The sequence below is a fragment of the Bacteroides sp. HPS0048 genome, from assembly GCF_964240755.1.
GTDB classification, from domain to species: domain Bacteria; phylum Bacteroidota; class Bacteroidia; order Bacteroidales; family Bacteroidaceae; genus Bacteroides; species Bacteroides nordii.
In genome coordinates this window covers 89,838-106,179 of sequence record NZ_CAXSVC010000012.1, presented here as the reverse complement: position 1 = coordinate 106,179, position 16,342 = coordinate 89,838, and the positions used below count along the sequence as shown (strand labels likewise).

At 39.2% G+C, this 16,342-nt stretch carries 16 protein-coding genes; all 16 read right to left on the bottom strand.

The window, feature by feature from the left end; translation table 11 throughout:
- Nucleotides 1-17 precede the first annotated feature (17 nt).
- Nucleotides 18-398, bottom strand: a complete 381-nt coding sequence (secG, locus tag ACESQI_RS11690) for a preprotein translocase subunit SecG (RefSeq protein ID WP_007484465.1) — start codon at nucleotides 396-398, stop codon at nucleotides 18-20.
- 6 nt (nucleotides 399-404) lie between these two features.
- Entirely contained in the window at nucleotides 405-1,184 is a 780-nt protein-coding gene (locus ACESQI_RS11685) for a tetratricopeptide repeat protein (protein ID WP_195348436.1), read from the bottom strand.
- Nucleotides 1,185-1,189: 5 nt separating this feature from the next.
- Nucleotides 1,190-1,717, bottom strand: a complete 528-nt coding sequence (locus ACESQI_RS11680; RefSeq protein WP_025867397.1) for an LptE family protein — start codon at nucleotides 1,715-1,717, stop codon at nucleotides 1,190-1,192.
- The gene (locus tag ACESQI_RS11675) at nucleotides 1,704-2,903 is read right to left on the bottom strand and encodes a sigma-54-dependent Fis family transcriptional regulator (protein ID WP_002559646.1); all 1,200 of its coding nucleotides are present in this window, start codon (nucleotides 2,901-2,903) and stop codon (nucleotides 1,704-1,706) included. Before ACESQI_RS11675 ends, ACESQI_RS11680 begins: the two co-directional genes overlap by 14 nt.
- A 33-nt stretch (nucleotides 2,904-2,936) precedes the next feature.
- Nucleotides 2,937-4,034: a 4-hydroxythreonine-4-phosphate dehydrogenase PdxA gene (gene pdxA / locus ACESQI_RS11670; protein WP_007484460.1), complete on the bottom strand. Its 1,098-nt coding sequence runs from the start codon at nucleotides 4,032-4,034 to the stop codon at nucleotides 2,937-2,939.
- Nucleotides 4,035-4,040: 6 nt separating this feature from the next.
- Nucleotides 4,041-5,084: a DUF4837 family protein gene (locus ACESQI_RS11665; protein ID WP_007484459.1), complete on the bottom strand. Its 1,044-nt coding sequence runs from the start codon at nucleotides 5,082-5,084 to the stop codon at nucleotides 4,041-4,043.
- A gap of 74 nt (nucleotides 5,085-5,158) precedes the next feature.
- Nucleotides 5,159-6,193 (bottom strand): 23S rRNA (adenine(2503)-C(2))-methyltransferase RlmN, encoded by a 1,035-nt coding sequence (rlmN, locus tag ACESQI_RS11660; protein WP_234130319.1) that lies wholly within the window; start codon nucleotides 6,191-6,193, stop codon nucleotides 5,159-5,161.
- A gap of 137 nt (nucleotides 6,194-6,330) precedes the next feature.
- Entirely contained in the window at nucleotides 6,331-8,469 is a 2,139-nt protein-coding gene (locus ACESQI_RS11655) for a peptidylprolyl isomerase (RefSeq protein WP_025867395.1), read from the bottom strand.
- A gap of 120 nt (nucleotides 8,470-8,589) precedes the next feature.
- Nucleotides 8,590-9,846, bottom strand: a complete 1,257-nt coding sequence (locus ACESQI_RS11650; RefSeq protein ID WP_195450046.1) for a hemolysin family protein — start codon at nucleotides 9,844-9,846, stop codon at nucleotides 8,590-8,592.
- Nucleotides 9,847-9,848: 2 nt separating this feature from the next.
- A complete protein-coding gene (gene lptC / locus ACESQI_RS11645) occupies nucleotides 9,849-10,427 on the bottom strand; it encodes an LPS export ABC transporter periplasmic protein LptC (RefSeq protein WP_234130318.1) in 579 nt (192 codons plus the stop codon).
- 45 nt (nucleotides 10,428-10,472) lie between these two features.
- Nucleotides 10,473-11,798: a M48 family metallopeptidase gene (locus ACESQI_RS11640; RefSeq protein ID WP_007484454.1), complete on the bottom strand. Its 1,326-nt coding sequence runs from the start codon at nucleotides 11,796-11,798 to the stop codon at nucleotides 10,473-10,475.
- Nucleotides 11,799-11,842: 44 nt separating this feature from the next.
- The gene (locus ACESQI_RS11635) at nucleotides 11,843-13,105 is read right to left on the bottom strand and encodes a hypothetical protein (protein WP_002559638.1); all 1,263 of its coding nucleotides are present in this window, start codon (nucleotides 13,103-13,105) and stop codon (nucleotides 11,843-11,845) included.
- Entirely contained in the window at nucleotides 13,092-13,823 is a 732-nt protein-coding gene (locus tag ACESQI_RS11630; protein ID WP_195349454.1) for a type III pantothenate kinase, read from the bottom strand. Before ACESQI_RS11630 ends, ACESQI_RS11635 begins: the two co-directional genes overlap by 14 nt.
- Nucleotides 13,824-13,959: 136 nt before the next feature.
- Nucleotides 13,960-14,055, bottom strand: coding sequence for a smalltalk protein (locus ACESQI_RS11625; protein ID WP_002559636.1), 96 nt, complete (start codon nucleotides 14,053-14,055; stop codon nucleotides 13,960-13,962).
- Between the two features lie 100 nt (nucleotides 14,056-14,155).
- Nucleotides 14,156-14,632, bottom strand: coding sequence for an HU family DNA-binding protein (locus tag ACESQI_RS11620; protein ID WP_002559635.1), 477 nt, complete (start codon nucleotides 14,630-14,632; stop codon nucleotides 14,156-14,158).
- A 562-nt stretch (nucleotides 14,633-15,194) separates the two neighbouring features.
- Entirely contained in the window at nucleotides 15,195-16,334 is a 1,140-nt protein-coding gene (locus tag ACESQI_RS11615) for a DegT/DnrJ/EryC1/StrS aminotransferase family protein (protein ID WP_278508230.1), read from the bottom strand.
- Nucleotides 16,335-16,342 lie beyond the last annotated feature (8 nt).

The following is a 16,342-nucleotide window of genomic DNA, read 5'->3' as shown; positions in this document are numbered from 1 at the left end:
TAACTTTCCATCTGTAATTATTCTGCCACAGGAGTTTCTGTTGCAGGTGCAGTCGGTGTTTCTGCAGCAGGTGCTTCAGTAGCAGGTGCAGCTGTACCCGAAGGCAGGTTATACGGATTTGTTTTTTCTTCTTGCTGAGCTTGTTCCAAAATTACATCCTGTCCTCTGGATGCATTGGTAGGGACAACATAAGCTGTAGCAATACTCATTATAACCATGAATGCTGCCAATCCCCAAGTAGCTTTTTCCAAAAAATCTGTAGTTTTGCGAACGCCCATTATTGCATTGGATGATGAGAAGCCGGATGCAAGACCACCACCTTTAGAATTTTGAATCAGTACAATAAAGCACATCAATATGGCTGCAATGACCATTAAGATTACGAATAATAAGTACATTTTTTGTTATTTTGATTTAGCGTTAATAATCAGTTTTTCTAAAAATCTTATTTGATCTGCAAAGTAAGCATTTTTTTTTGGATATTTCAAACTTAATTTTTTAATAATTTCAAGAGCTTTGGAATATCTTTGCTGTTTAACATAGATTTTAGCCAATGTTTCTGTGAAACAGCTATCATCATCCTCTCCTTCTTCGGTACTCAATTCTTCAGAAGAAGATTGTTCCGGAGATTCTTCTCCTGATAAATTTCCATCTGGCAAAGGTTGTAACTTAAGAGCCGGTTCACTCTCACTTTTTTCAATAAACCCATCAATCAGTTCAAAACCACGAAGTTTGGGTGCTTCGGTTTCATCATCAGTAGAAACACCATCATCCTGTAGTAAATAAGCTGTATAGTCCGTCGTATAATCCAGGCTGGTCTGAGAAGTAACTTCTTCCGGTATAGTAGACAAAAAAGCATCAATCAACGCTAAAGTACGATCAAGATTCGGCTCTATTTCCGGTAATTCATCTACAGAGGTTGTTTTCTTTTTACGGGATTGCAATATATACTTATCTCCTTCTATGAGGTAGAAAAGTGAGCGTCGGTCGGCCACATAAAGAGTTGCTTTACGTAATTCGGCCCCGAATGTAATGTCGTGTAATAAATACAAATTCTTTAAATATAGTAACCGCAGCGTTTGAAAATAAGGATAGCGTGTAAGCATCGTCCGAAGCTCATACAACGTATCCTTATTCAGCATCTCGGGGTGCTGAATCCATTGTTGAAGGTTAGCAGAAGTCATTCAAATTACCAATTTGCCACTGTCGCATTAAATATCTGATCAGTTATCTCTTTCGTTATTTCAGCAATCGTTGCATCCGGTATATTAGGCAATAATGAATTCGGATCGAGGTCGGAACGGAAAGCCGAAAATTGCTGTTCGAAATCTTCTGCATGATTGGTATTATTTACAAAACGCACATTAACTGTAACAGTTACTTTTGCTTTTGAAGAGAACCCATCAGCCGAAACAGCTTCATTATACACATTTATACCTGTTATTTCTCCTTCAATCTGCAAATCAGCATTGGCATTTCTCACCAATTGCAAACGAGTCTGACGAGTAAAAATATCTTTTAAATCGTCATTAAACTTATTTGCCAAAGGCTGATAAACATAAGCAGATTTTATAGGAAAATCAGCAATTGAGATTGTCTTTACTTTATCATAATTAATAGACGCCCCATTAAACTTATAAGAGACTGTACACGCCAGAAGTATTACCGGCAAAGCCAGTAATAACATCCATTGTGGTATTTTTTTATTCCAATCCATATTCTTTTATTTTTCTGTAGAGGGTGCGTTCCGAAATATTCAAATCCTGAGCTGCACTTTTCCTCTTCCCATGATGTTTTTCGAGGGCTTTACGTATCATTTCTTTCTCCACTTCATCCAAAGAAAGAGACTCTTCCACATACTCTTCCGTGTCTTGTATATCATCATCTACCGGACAGGGAGCCTTCACCGTATGAATGATTGTAGGCATTGTGGAAGGTGGTGTAGGTGTCACAATGGGCACACTTCCTTTCTCTGCCATCAAATTATGAACCATCTTCTTCAATTCAGATACTTCCTGTCTCATATCAAACAAAACTGAATAAAGAATCTCACGTTCACTCTCAAACCCCTTATTATCCTTTATACCGAACAAAGCCGGCAGACGTTGCGTGTTTTGAGCCGGGAGATATGTTTGCAAAATAGCTGCATTAATCTCACGATTGGTTTCTATAATCGAAATCTGTTCTGTTATATTCTTCAGCTGGCGCACATTTCCCGGCCATGGATAGGCAAGTAACACCTGTTTGGCATCTTCTGTCAGCTGAATAGCAGGCATACGATACTTCTCGGCAAAGTCACTGGCAAACTTACGGAATAATAACAACACATCTTCACCACGTTCACGCAAAGGAGGTATCTGAATAGGAACCGTATTGAGACGATAGTACAGATCTTCGCGAAAACGTCCGTCTGCAATAGCTTGTGTCAGATTGACATTAGTAGCAGCAACAATACGTACATCCGTCTTCTGTACTTTTGATGAACCCACCTTGATAAACTCCCCACTCTCAAGCACCCGAAGCAAACGAGCTTGAGTGGGTAAAGGCAACTCCCCTACTTCATCCAGAAATATTGTTCCACCATCAGCTTCGCCAAAGTATCCCTTTCGTTCGCCAATAGCTCCCGTAAAAGCTCCTTTTTCATGCCCGAACAATTCAGAATCAATTGTGCCCTCAGGGATAGCACCACAGTTTACTGCAATGTATTGCCCATGTTTGCGACGGCTATACTGATGAATAATCTGCGGAAAGCTCTCCTTTCCCACACCACTTTCTCCGGTTATCAATACGGATAAGTCAGTGGGTGCAACTTGGATGGCAACATCAATGGCGCGCGACAAAGCCTCTGTATTACCAATAATACCGAACCTAAGTTTTACTTGTTGAATTTCCGCTTTCGTCATAATTGCACTATAAATTCCTTCTTGTGTTTTTGTTTATACATCATCATCCACAGTGTCAAGCTTCAACTTATCACTGTCGTCACGTTTCTCGTAATATTGTTTTCTCAACGGATTGGCATGAGCTTCTTTATCACGCAGGCGATTGCGGAACACATCTATTGCCACATAGATAGCCTGACGGAAAGAATCTTCACAAGCCAGCCCTTTTCCGGCAATATCATATGCTGTTCCATGAGCCGGCGAAGTACGTACTACCTGAAGTCCGGCCGTATAGTTCACTCCTTCATCCATAGCCAAGGCCTTGAATGGTGCCAATCCCTGGTCATGATACATAGCCAGCACACCATCAAAATGAGTAAAGTTACCCGAACCCATAAATCCGTCAGCCGGATAAGGACCGTAGCAAAGTATTCCTTTAGCAGCCATTTCCTGAATTGCCGGGATAATGATCTCTTGCTCTTCGGTACCAAGTAATCCCTCGTCTCCTGCATGAGGATTCAGAGCCAACACAGCAATACGCGGTGCGCCAATACCAAAATCCTGTTTCAGGGAACGATTAAAAATAGCTATTTTCTCCTGAATAAGTTCTTTAGTAATGGTTGAAGCAATATCACGTACGGGAATATGCCCTGTTACCAGTGCAACCCGAAAGTCATCCTTCATCAGAATCATTAGTGATTTACTTCCATCACCCAATCTCTCCTCAATATATTCGGTATGTCCGGGAAATGAAAATCCTTCCGACTGAATGGTATGTTTATTGATCGGAGCCGTCACGATGACGTCAATTAATCCTTCTCTAAACTCTTCAATAGCCTTCTCTAAAGCACCAAGTGCAGCTTTTCCTGCTTCCGGATCCGGTTTAGAGAATTCCACTTTCACTTCGTCATCCGTACAGTTTACTACACTCAAACGATTGAAAACTGCCTCAGAAGCAGAATTAACAATACTAAAGTTAGTAGGTAAATCCAATGATTTACGATGATAAGCTGCCACCTTAGGGGAACCGTAAATAATCGGAGTACACAACTCCAGCATAACAGGATCGGCAAAAGTTTTCAATATCACTTCATAGCCTACGCCATTGATATCTCCTTGCGTAATACCAACCCTTATTTTACTATCTTCCATGTGTCGTTATTTATTAGTTTGTTCTTCTCTGGCCACACCCAGCGGAATCTCTCCCTGGGTCTTTTCTGTAGGAAGTTTCAATGTATACAATGATGCTTCAAGCATACGTACCAGATTACGTTTTAATTTATTAGGTGAATATACAAATACTTCTGCTGTTACAATGCGCTGATTAGTTTTGTCCAAACGGGTATGAGACACAAACGGACCACCCATAAAGTCGCCCTTCATACGCCAAAGTCCACGGGCTTCCATGGTGTAATCTCCATGCACATCGATAGGACGGACATCCACTGTTATAGAATCTGTAGACATATACATGCCTTCTTTAGCTCCCGGAATATTAGCTTTCATCACAGAGTCACGCTTATGGATAAAATATTCTTTAGTAAACGTATCCTTATCAGTATAAGGGTAAGAATAGATCACAAAGTTCTGATCTCCGGTAGCCGTATTAGTAGATGCCCAGAAAAAATCTTCACCTTCTTTAGAAGAAGATAATTCAGAAGGAAGCCATATATCACAATCAAATTTACTGCCTACCTTGGTAGAGATGTAATCATTGTGTTTATTATGAAGCTGGGAGATCTGACGATTCATCTCAGCACGTGTGAAGAAGTCGATAATCTGTTGTTTGTTTTCCTCTACAAACTTTTCAAACTCCTGCTCATTGGGAGCCTGAATAGTCAGAATAAGCTGAGGAGCAGCATATACATCTTTTGCATACTTAAATGCCGGTTTGGTATATATATCACGCACATCCACTATAATAATGTTGCGTATTAATTTTAATGTAGAATCATAGTCTCTCGGAGAAGTATACATAATCCTGAATGAACGTTCAGACTGCGGCAAGCCCGGGACATCCGTATCAAGCACATCAAACAAGGCTCTTCCCGCAGGACGCTCCCACAAGGCATGATCTACTACTACAAGAATCTCATACGCACGACCACTGGAGGTCGGAGTAAACACACCCTTCTTGCCGTTACAAGAAGAAAAAGTCAATGCCACAAGAGCCATACTGATAAAAAACAGATACTTCTTCATATTGATCATTTTTAATGTTTTTACAAAACTACGATAAGTTCGTATATTTTCATCGGATAAGTTAATAATTTATATTAATTCTTGTTATTACCCTCCCGCTTTGCTGTAGACAACATACCACAAGCTGCAAAAATGTCTTCACCGCGCGAAGCACGAATCGTAGAGAAAACACCATGTGAAGTCAGATAATCACGGAATGTTACCATCGCCTCCATATCCGTTCCTTCCAGATCTACTCCCGGAATAGCATGAAAACGAATCAGGTTTATTCTGCAATCTACTCCACGGAGCAATTTCACAAGCTCTTTGGCATATATCAACGAATCATTGACGCCTTTAAAAACAATATATTCAAATGAAAGTCTGCGTTGTTTACTAAAATCATAGTTCTTTAACAAATCTACAATTTCAGTAATAGAAAAAGCACGCTCTGCAGGCATTAAGTCCAAACGCTGTGAGGGCACCGGAGAGTGTAAACTAATAGCTAAATGACAATCGCTCTCTTCGATGAAACGCTGCAAGCCCTTGCGCAAACCAATAGAAGAAAGTGTTATTCGTTTAGGACTCCAACCGTAACCATAAGGTGCAGTTAATACCTCCAACACCTTTAACACCTCATCCAGATTATCCAAAGGCTCTCCCATTCCCATCAACACGACATTAGTCAGTTTATCCCGCTCGGGCAATGAACTGATCTGATTTAGTATCTGATTAGCAGTCAGATTGGTAGTAAATCCTTGCTTGCCAGTCATACAAAACTTACAATTCATCTTACACCCCACCTGAGAAGAAACACAAAGTGTTGCACGATCGTCATCGGGAATATAGACTGCCTCTATAAAGTTCTTCTCACCTACCTGAAAAAGATACTTAATAGTTCCATCTACCGAATGCATTGCCTCAACTGGCGGTATTCCTCCTACTTCATATTCTGCCCCAAGTGCTTCGCGGTGTTTTAATGACAGATTTGTCATCTCATCAATAGAGTTTACCTTTTTATCATAAAGCCACGATGCAATCTGCTTAGCAGCAAACTTCGGCATTCCCAGGCCTCTCACCACCGACTGCAACTCATCAAGAGTCATTCCTAAAAGAGGATATTTGGACATATTCTGTACAATTCAATGTTTATTTATGCAAATGTAAGGAATTAAAGTTGATTTCAGAGCAGACTACCACCAAAAGTTAACGTAAAAAGGCCGCTCCCTATGCGGGAACAGCCTTTTCATATATGAGTTAGTCCTTCTTAGAAGAACAGATAACGTGTATCTTTCACTTCAGCCTTCAGATAAAGATCGTTCATCAAACGTCCTGCCAGGCGTGCATGCATATTTTCCAATGTAGCTTCTTCAGCTTTTACATCAAATGTTTCATTCAACTTGTCCTTAGCATACATCTGCAATACAAATACGCCTGCATTACCTTTAATCGGAGCACTCAACTTATTCAACTCAGCAACCGAAGCATAGGCACCTACCAAAGGTTCGCTACTACGCAAAGCCGGTATATAAGCAGGAGCTGCAAAAGTTACATGTTTTACAGAGTCGCTCACAGCGTTAGCCATTGACTTATACTGATCAAAAGAAGTAGCATTAACAGCCTTCATATCATTCATGATCTTTTCGGCTTTCTTATCCTTTATTATTTCAGCTCTCAACTGATCCTGTACCTGCTTCAAAGAACGGTAACCTTCAGGAGTGATACCAGCCAGTGCAACCACCAACATTCTGTCGCTCTCACCACATTCATACAAACCGGAAACTTCACCCGGCTTAGCAGCAAAAGCCCATTTCAAAGCTTCTTTTGTACCTTTAACTCCACCAATTCCATGTTCAGAGCTGTACAAATCATTTCTTTCGAGCAATCTATAACCAGCTTCTTCAGCATTAGCCACTACTTTATCCAAAGAAGGATTAGCAGCAATAAACTGGCTGAAATCATTATAAGCTCTACTATAAGTTTCTTTGCTAAAGTCCACTGTACGTTTGATAACAGCCACTTTATATTTATCCTTAACGGCTTTCTTGTTAGTAACCTGAAGGATAACATTAGCCTGTCCCAAAGAGAGATTAGACAATTCGTTTACACCCAAATTATTAACAGTTGAAATAAATTTCAAATTATCACCATCAATCTGTGCATTTTCATAATTAGCAGATGAAATCCAGTTTGCTTCTCCGGTCTGGCCATATTTCTTTGCTAAATCAACAAAGCTTGCACCACCTTTTATTGCATTATAGATACTATCAGCCAATGTTTTTGTTTTTGCAGCATCTTCAGCTACAACCTGAATCTGCCGGAACTCTATAGAGTCAGCAGCAGCTGTTTTAGCGATAACTTTGAAAGAGTTAATTGTGTTATCACTACCATTATAATAAGGACCATATACTTTATTCAAAGCAGCAGAATCCATACGTGCTACTACATCTCTCGGAAAAGCTGTTTTATTATAATACAAATCAACATAAGGTTTTTCCGAACCTGTCGAACGAATAAAAGTAGTATATTCACTTTCTGTATTTGCTAATTGCTGAGTATATTCACTTACTTCTTTTTCGATAGCAGCTCTGTCTTCAGGACTTGCAGTTACCTGTACATCGATGTACTTAATGTCACGGGTTTCTACGTACTGTTTGAACTGTTCTTTCTTCTTATTATACAGATCTTTCAACTCAGACTCTTTCACTGTTATTGTAGAATCAACAATAGAAGAATAAGGAACAGCAGCAAGCAACAAATCCATCTGATTTACTCTTGCGTCAAAAGCATCCTGCGCTTCTATCGGATTAGAGAAGAGTGATTTTGAAATCAATGCCTGATATTTCTCAGCAAGACGATTCTGTATCAAACTTTTTTCTACAAATGACCAAAACTTATACATTGAGTTATAATATTCAGCGTACTGTGCCGGCATTTGAGACAGATTCATCTTAGAATAATCTACCAGGAACTTTTTCAACATATCTTTATCAAAAGCACCAGTTTGCGGATTACGGAACGGGGTCTGCTGTAACAGCGGATGAACACCTGCATCAATAATTGCCTGGATTTCAGCTTTTGAAACCGTAAGACCTAATTTTTTGGCTTCTTTTTCAAGAAGTTTATTATTTACGTATGTACGCCATACTTCATCTTTCACCTGATTGGTTTGCTCATCATTCAACGAATTCGTTCCGCTGGAGAACTTGATTACGTCAGTATATTCTTCTACCAATGCCTGATAGTCCTGAGCGGAAAGTGCGTCCCCGTTCACCTCTCCTACGTCATGTGATTGGTGCGGCTGAAGGACTTTCCATGCGTCTCCCGCAATGAAAGCAAACAACGCCAAGCCAATAACGATCACCAATAAAGGTCCTTTCGATCTAATGTTTTGTAATGTTGCCATTTTAATTAATACAGTTTATTTGTTTATTATTATTTTCGTCTCAGTTGTTTTAGCGCACGAAGATACAAAAAATGCTAATATACATCTATTTATTAGCAAAAAAAATGGAGGTCTATACCATTATTCCATCACTTTCAGCCGCACAAGCTCAATTTTAGTCGGTGTTACCTTAATAATTTTAAACTGATAACACCCTACGGAAATTATTTCATGCAGTTTCGGGAAGCTTTGATACTGGCTCAGAATCAATCCGCCAATAGTCAGATAGTCATCCGCTTCCGGCAAATCAAGATCAAAAGTTTCATTTACTTTTTCAATTTCCAGACGACCGGAAAGTACATATTCCCCCTCTCCTATCTGCTTACAGATATACGATGTATTATCATGTTCATCTTCTATGTCACCAAAAATTTCCTCTACCAGATCTTCCAAAGAAACAATTCCGGCAGTACCTCCAAACTCATCCACTACCACAGCAATCGTTTTCTTTTGCTGCATAAAAAGTTTCATTAATTTGTGAGCAGCCATCGTCTCAGGCACAATAGGCACCTCTTTTACATTGTCCCTCCAATCTTTAGGATTACGAAACATCTCTGAAGAATGGATATACCCTACTACGTTATCAATATTTCCGTCGTAAACAATAATTTTTGAAATTCCGGATTCTACAAAACGACTTTTTAAATCTTCAAGTGAAGTAGATAAATCAACAGCCACTACCTCTGTACGTGGCACAATACAATCCCGGATTTTTATAGTTGAGAAATCAAGCGCATTCTGAAATATCTTCACTTCGGTATCCAGCTCGTCACTATTATCTGCGTTATCAATACCGGATTGTACAAAATAATCCAGATCAACTTTACCAAATGCCTTTGCTGATGCCTCCTTATTTATCTTCATTCCAAAAAGGCGCAGAAACATATAGGAAAGTCCGGAAGAAAGTTTCGATATGGGATAAAGAATAATATAACAGATAAACAAAGGAACGGCACATACATTCAATACCAGGTTAGGATTGATTTTAAATAATGTCTTTGGCAGGAACTCACCTGTCACCAAAATAATTAATGTTGAAATGATGGTTTGCACCAATACCATCAAAAAGTGGTTAGTGATAAACCCGGACAACAAATTATCTCCAATAATCTGTGCCATCAGAATACCATAAATAACCAATGCTACGTTGTTGCCAACCAACATCGTAGAAATAAAATTATTGGGATTTTTGAAGAATACGGACAATATTCTTGACGACAATCCCCCTTTTCGCTCAAGCTCAAAACGTAGCTTGTCAACAGAGACGAACGCAATCTCCATACCCGAAAAGAAGGCTGAGAAAGCCATAGTTATTAAAAGGTAAACAATAATACTCATACTTATCTTACAGAATCCGTTGATGCTTTTTGTTCTTCTTCATCTACATAAAAAATACCTCCCATATTTCTTATCTGATAGATGGTCATTTGCTGATTAGAATCAAAACCATATCCGGTAATAATCCGATCGGGCTGTTCTATACGTATAAACCGGTCCGAATAAACCTTCTCGGTAGCCTGATTCCAATACAACAATTCTGTATTAAACCGTTCTCCCTTCCGGTTTTTAATATCGACATTTCCCATCAGCTTCCAAAGTTTTTGCTTATCATAAAAATAAGCAGTATCAGCTTTTATACTGGCATCTACATTAAATAAAGAATCAAACTGTTCAAGATAGACACCTTTTTCAAATGCCCAATAAGAAGGTCTTTTACGATCATACATCAACCACTCCTCGGCCTCCATACGATAGCGTGTCACACCCGAATCCGAAATATAGGTTACAACCCCTAAAGTTGCCATCCAAGGCAAAGAATCCCGCTCCGTTATAGCCTCACCAAGTTCTTTCTTCTTCCCTCCGCAGGAAGAAAATAAAAGAAGCATAACAATTGTCCCCAGGACAATTGTTATGCTCATGTTTTTACTAAATAAAAAGTTACTTTTTTCTTGTAACATATTATATTATCTGATCGTTGTAGTCTCTCCGATCCATCCGCCAATTGTGATACGGTCGCCAGCTTTATAACCTAACATGAACAGGTCTTTAGCTTCCGGAGTATAAGCAGAGTATGAAGAAATCAACTTATTAGCTTCTTCAGCCACACTTGGATCTACTGCTTTCGCTCTTTGCAATTTATCAATGGCAGCAAAGAAAGTACATTTATTCAATGCCGGTTCATCATTCCATTTATAATTACCAGCATATAACTGAGCAATCAGGATATAAGGAGCACCATAGTTCTCATTAAAACTGATAGCTTTCTGAGCATAACTTCTTGCCTGCGAAATCTTCTTAGCTGATGCCAATACACTGGCAGCTTTATATGCAGATTCTGCTTTCTTTACGTTATCAGTTTCATAAGATATTGCTTCATCAAAGAATTTAACGGAACCGTCAATATCTCCTTTTTTGAATGCCATAGCAGCACAACCGATAGCAGCATCAGCACTTGGCTCCAATTTGTAAGCATACAAAGAGGCCTGAAGATATGCATCGCTATCTTTACAGCCCATCATAGCCATCACTTTAATTACCTCTTTCAAAGCTTCCAGATTTCCCTGATTGGCTTCTACTTTAGGAGCATATATCTCTTGCAATGATTCACAAGTAGCAGCTCCACTATTTATGAACTGTGCATCCAGACCTTCTCTTACAGATTTTAAAGCAGCCTTAATGTTCTCTTTCTCTGTTTTAGCTATCGCTTCATCTGTATACTGAGTATCAAGCAAATAATCCTTAATAAACTGTTCTTTATGAGATGGATCAGCTTTCAGCTTTTGCAAAGACATATCCAGGAAGAAATGCATTACATTAGGAGAAGCGTCAGCTTTAGCTCCTTCAAGAGACTGCTTAAACCATTCATAAGCCTGATTTACATCCGGAGATGGCGCAAACTGAATGTAGGCCAATGCCTTATCACCCAATGCATCTTCTACTGAAGGAACTCCCTTCATTCTTGTCTGGAAATCAGGAATATACTTCATACGCACATCATGCGTATGCATCAAATCATCAAAATACTTCTTGTATTCAGGACTATTCCTATCAGTCATCTTAGACATCAAGCCCTCCAAAATTGTAAAACCGTCCTTAAAAGTATAATAGCGAAGTGTGGGACAAGTTTCCAACACTATTTTCCACGGCGCATAGGCATCTTTAAAATTACCTGCTTTCACAGCTTCATGTGATACACTACTGTTAGGGATACAGATGCTATCGTTCTGTGCCGCAACAGAGGTTGCACCCGCCGAAAGGAACAACACAGCCACAAGCGTTTTAATCTTCATTGTATCTAAATTTTAGTTGTTATATAATTAGTCTATTCTCAATATTAATCAACCTTACGTTTGAAGAACCAACGTTCATTAAACGTGATTCCAATGCTGAATCTCAAGATATTTTCATTCAACATACCAGTCTGCAAACCTTCTACACGCACATACTGCGCCGTTAGACTAACGATAGAACGTGAGCGTGGAATAGGTAGACCCAAACCAGCTGTAACACCATACTCACGTGAAGCCCTTTCACCAGCTTCTGTTTTGTAATAAGGAGTAGTATAATAACCTCCTAAACGATATTTCACATGTCCAAAATAAGTTTTTCCAAGTTTCGAAGGCAAATATTCAGCACCTACCGAAATTTTTGTACGATCACAAAATGCATTAGGTTGATTCATATAAGTCACATCTCCCCACTTTTGCAAGCTGTAATCCACTCCCACCGTCAGGCGGTCATCATATTTATAAGTAATACCGGCTCCAAAACTATTCGGTAATCCGAATGTTGCAATCGTATCTTTAGTAGTTATTACACTCGTATTGGTTTGCACATAAGTATCATTGTTCAAATTGTGTTTCGGAGAAAACACAGCTCCCAATGTTACTAAATGTTTCTTTCCAATAGGTTGGGTATATTGTATACCAAAATCCAATTTATAATCACGAACTGACATTCCTGTTGTTTCTACATATGAGTTCGAAACTGTCTGTCCGTCTACATTTGTATATGAAGGATACACCATAGCCAACGTACGTGTTATGTCTCCCCAGAAATAAGAAACATTCGCACCAATAGATAAATTATTAAGCACTTTCACACCCAAACCGGCATATAACTGATGCAAACCTCCGTCACCTAACAACTGCTTTGTATAACTCGGACTGGCAGATGTTTCCGAATATCCCTGTGACACATTATAACCTACATTTGAGAAAGGCAACAATCCGATACTCATAGCCAATCTCCTATGCAACCGAAACTGCATAGCAATATAATCAAAGCTTGAATTTTTCACATTCAACTTCAAAGCGCCATCACTGATATTAGCATTTTGCATACTCACTCCTCCTTCAAATAAGAATGTCAGTGAGTCAATAGCCGTGTATGAAGCAGGATTCAACGGATTAATTTGTGAACCATCACGCAATCCAAAGGCAATCCCTCCCATTGCTTTACTATTTCCGAAATTCTGATTGACTAAATCGCCATAGCCATATCGTGTATAAGGAGAGTTTGTATTATTTTGAGCGACTGCCACTCCTGCAAAAGTCGTGAGCAAAAGCGCACAAAGTGTCTGTTTAAATCCTACCATTATTATAGTTTAAAATTCTATTTAATCCTTTCAACACTAAAAATCTATCTGCAAAGATGACACTTTTTACGTTCGTATCAAAAGAAAAATCATCTCCGCCCGTTAAAAAAACCAAAACTTCAGGATATTTATGTTTCATAGCCGTAATATAACCTGATATTTCATATTCGATGCCTTTCCACACTCCGGCACGCATAGCAGTCTCTGTATCCTTCCCCAAAGCCGGCGTACATCCTTGTGGAGCAACTAACGGCAAACGTCCTGTAAACTGATGAAGTGCTTTAAAACGCATCTGTAGCCCCGGAGAGATATTCCCACCATGGTATTGTCCCTGAGAATCAATAAATTCGTAAGTTATACAAGTCCCCGCATCAATCACAAGAATATCCCTTCCCGGAAATTGTTCATTAGCAGCCACCACAGCAGCCATCCGGTCATAGCCCAGTGTCTCGGGTGTTTCGTATAAATTGATTACCGGAAGCGGAGTATCTTTATCCAGCCAAAGCAGAGGTACAGAAAGCTTACTTATTTGTCCGGAAACACGCTCATTCAGATTAATGACAGTTGCAACAATACCTCTGTCAATCGGATATTCAGTACAAATATGTTCCAGACAATCCAGCGACTCATTAGAATCATAGACAACATTTACCATTGTAGCCCCCTCAAAGAGTGCCACTTTAGCTACCGTATTTCCTATATCGATAATTAAATTCACTATTTTATCGTTTTGAGCGTGCAAAGATATAGATAAAAATTCAAGCACACTGCACACACATATAAAAAAACTCCCGACAAGTTCTCTTTCACAGAACCGCCGGGAGCTTTCTCCACTCAATTATCGTCTTTCATCATCAGAACGTCATTGCCTGACCACCAATTACTCCCGCAATAGCACTGGCCACTGCAATAATCACTTTCAGAATCGTACTCCAAACCGTCTTTTTCATAAATCTCTTTCTAAGTTTTTAAGTTCTTAAGTTACCTCTGCAGCATGCAAACACTGCGCAGCTCATTTTCAATTTTCAATTGTCAATTGTCAATTGTCAACTAAACCGACGGATCCTCACCTTCTCCTTCATTTCCTCCGCCATTGTTATCAATACCTTTCTTCATCAAGTCAGCATGTGCAAATGACAATCCCTGAGTCAGTGCACGGGTAGTACCCACAGCTATCGGACGGAAATATTCAGGAGTAAACTGGCACTGTACCGATGTGATCTGATTAGGATTCACCTTATCTTCTGTTTCTACCCCTTTGCCTTGCGAACGGACCTTCATTGTAAAAGTTCCCAGCCCTTCAAGGCGCACTGTATAGCAGTCCAACAGATATCTACGCATCACCGAAAGCAAGTTCCGTACCACATTTTGCACATCCCCCGGTGTCAGTGAAGCCTTTTCGGCAATCTCCTCTGCCAAGGTTTGTGTATTAATCCTTTTCTTCATCTTTACTAAAGACGGATGCCATGTTTTCACTCCGGCTTTGTTGGCTTTACTGGATTGTATTCCCTTATAAAATAAAGGCATAATTACCTCCTCTTTTTAATGTTACTAATCGTTTTTTCATTCACGTTTTGTTGATCAACATTGCAAAGATGGAGGTTTATTCTAAGCTCTCAAAGCAAAAAGGAGTCTGCTGAATGATTCACAACACACCCATTTTATAATCTTTTAATTATCAATATATTACAAGTATATAGAACTGTAAATATAAAAGTAGCCAGGCTTTTCCATAAACAGGAAAGCCTGGCCAGCTAACAACTACATTTGAGATGAAAAGAATGCAGTATTATAATTCGAAAAAAGGATCTACAAAACTTTAATAAAAAAGCCCTCCTTATAATAAACCACGCCTGATTTAAAAGGAGGGCTACACAAACAAACAATAATATTTAAGCTGAATTATCATGATTCACATCAGAATAACCCGGCTATCCTTACGTCATCTTTTGTAGTAAGGAAGAAAGCATTGAACGAATCCAATGTTTGGGTTTATATAATTGTTTTTTTCTGTTTCCAAACAAAATAAGGAATACAAAAGAAACAGAAAAGGCCTTTTAGCAGATTAAAAAACATCCTCATTAGCAACTTATTTCTTCATACAGTTCTTAATTTCCGCAACAATATAAGCTACATCCTCATCTGTCACACAAGGACCTGCAGGTATACAAAGCCCTCTGTTAAAAAAGTTTTCGGAAGTACCGTCTACATAACAAGGATTCTTTTTAAACACAGGTTGCAGATGCATCGGTTTCCATAAAGGACGGGTTTCTATGCCTCTACTATCAAGAGCTATACGCAGTTCCTCATAATCGAAACCGGTAATTTCTTTATCAATTAAAATAGTGCATAACCAATAATTCGCATTAAAGCGGCTATCCGGATTAGACATTAAAGAAATTCCCTCAATATCTACAAATGCTTTCTCATACAAATCATGTATATGACGATGATGGGTAATATGTTCATCCAGAACTGTCATCTGTCCACGCCCTATACCTGCACAAATATTACTCATACGATAATTATAGCCGATATGTTCATGTTGGTAATATGGAAACGGTTCACGAGCCTGGGTGGCATAAAACATTGTATGTTTCTTTGTTTCTTCATCAGGCACAACCAAAGCCCCTCCACCGGAAGTGGTAATCATCTTATTTCCATTAAAGCTCAATGCACCAAACTTACCGAAAGTACCACATTTACGTCCGTTGAATTCCGAGCCTAAGGCTTCGGCAGCATCCTCCAAAACAGGAATATCATATTTCTCCGCTATCGCACAAATCTCATCCATCTTGGCAGGCATACCATAAAGATGAACCGGAATAATTGCTTTGGGTTTCTTTCCGGTTTCCGTGATTCTATCTTCAATAGCTTTTTCCAGTAAAACCGGACTCATATTCCAAGTATCCTCTTCACTATCCACGAATACGGGAATAGCTCCCAGATAAGTAACCGGGTTGGCGGAAGCACAGAAAGTAAAACTCTGACAAATCACCTCATCACCGGCTTGTATTCCCAACTGTATCAATGCCAGATGGATGGCAGCCGTCCCAGCGGATAAAGCCACCACTTTTTTATTATTACCTATAAAACTTTCAAGTTCTTCCTCAAAAGCATTTACATTAGGACCAAGAGGAACTACCCAGTTGGTATCAAAGGCCTCTTTTATGAAACCTTGTTCTTTGCCACTCATATGAGCGAGACAAAGATAAATTCGTTTGTCCATTGTTTTAT

What these genes read in the sequence shown, in the direction of transcription:
- rlmN (WP_234130319.1), bottom strand. Translation starts at nt 6,193, where the DNA reads ATGTCCAAATATCCTCTTTTAGGAATGACTCTTGATGAGTTGCAGTCG.
- ACESQI_RS11635 (WP_002559638.1), bottom strand. Translation starts at nt 13,105, where the DNA reads ATGGTAGGATTTAAACAGACACTTTGTGCGCTTTTGCTCACGACTTTT.
- ACESQI_RS11675 (WP_002559646.1), bottom strand. Translation starts at nt 2,903, where the DNA reads ATGACGAAAGCGGAAATTCAACAAGTAAAACTTAGGTTCGGTATTATT.
- secG (WP_007484465.1), bottom strand. Translation starts at nt 398, where the DNA reads ATGTACTTATTATTCGTAATCTTAATGGTCATTGCAGCCATATTGATG.
- ACESQI_RS11615 (WP_278508230.1), bottom strand. Translation starts at nt 16,334, where the DNA reads ATGGACAAACGAATTTATCTTTGTCTCGCTCATATGAGTGGCAAAGAA.
- pdxA (WP_007484460.1), bottom strand. Translation starts at nt 4,034, where the DNA reads ATGGAAGATAGTAAAATAAGGGTTGGTATTACGCAAGGAGATATCAAT.
- ACESQI_RS11655 (WP_025867395.1), bottom strand. Translation starts at nt 8,469, where the DNA reads ATGGCAACATTACAAAACATTAGATCGAAAGGACCTTTATTGGTGATC.
- ACESQI_RS11640 (WP_007484454.1), bottom strand. Translation starts at nt 11,798, where the DNA reads ATGAAGATTAAAACGCTTGTGGCTGTGTTGTTCCTTTCGGCGGGTGCA.
- ACESQI_RS11625 (WP_002559636.1), bottom strand. Translation starts at nt 14,055, where the DNA reads ATGAAAAAGACGGTTTGGAGTACGATTCTGAAAGTGATTATTGCAGTG.
- ACESQI_RS11650 (WP_195450046.1), bottom strand. Translation starts at nt 9,846, where the DNA reads ATGAGTATTATTGTTTACCTTTTAATAACTATGGCTTTCTCAGCCTTC.
- ACESQI_RS11680 (WP_025867397.1), bottom strand. Translation starts at nt 1,717, where the DNA reads ATGGATTGGAATAAAAAAATACCACAATGGATGTTATTACTGGCTTTG.
- ACESQI_RS11665 (WP_007484459.1), bottom strand. Translation starts at nt 5,084, where the DNA reads ATGAAGAAGTATCTGTTTTTTATCAGTATGGCTCTTGTGGCATTGACT.
- ACESQI_RS11685 (WP_195348436.1), bottom strand. Translation starts at nt 1,184, where the DNA reads ATGACTTCTGCTAACCTTCAACAATGGATTCAGCACCCCGAGATGCTG.
- ACESQI_RS11620 (WP_002559635.1), bottom strand. Translation starts at nt 14,632, where the DNA reads ATGCCTTTATTTTATAAGGGAATACAATCCAGTAAAGCCAACAAAGCC.
- lptC (WP_234130318.1), bottom strand. Translation starts at nt 10,427, where the DNA reads ATGAGCATAACAATTGTCCTGGGGACAATTGTTATGCTTCTTTTATTT.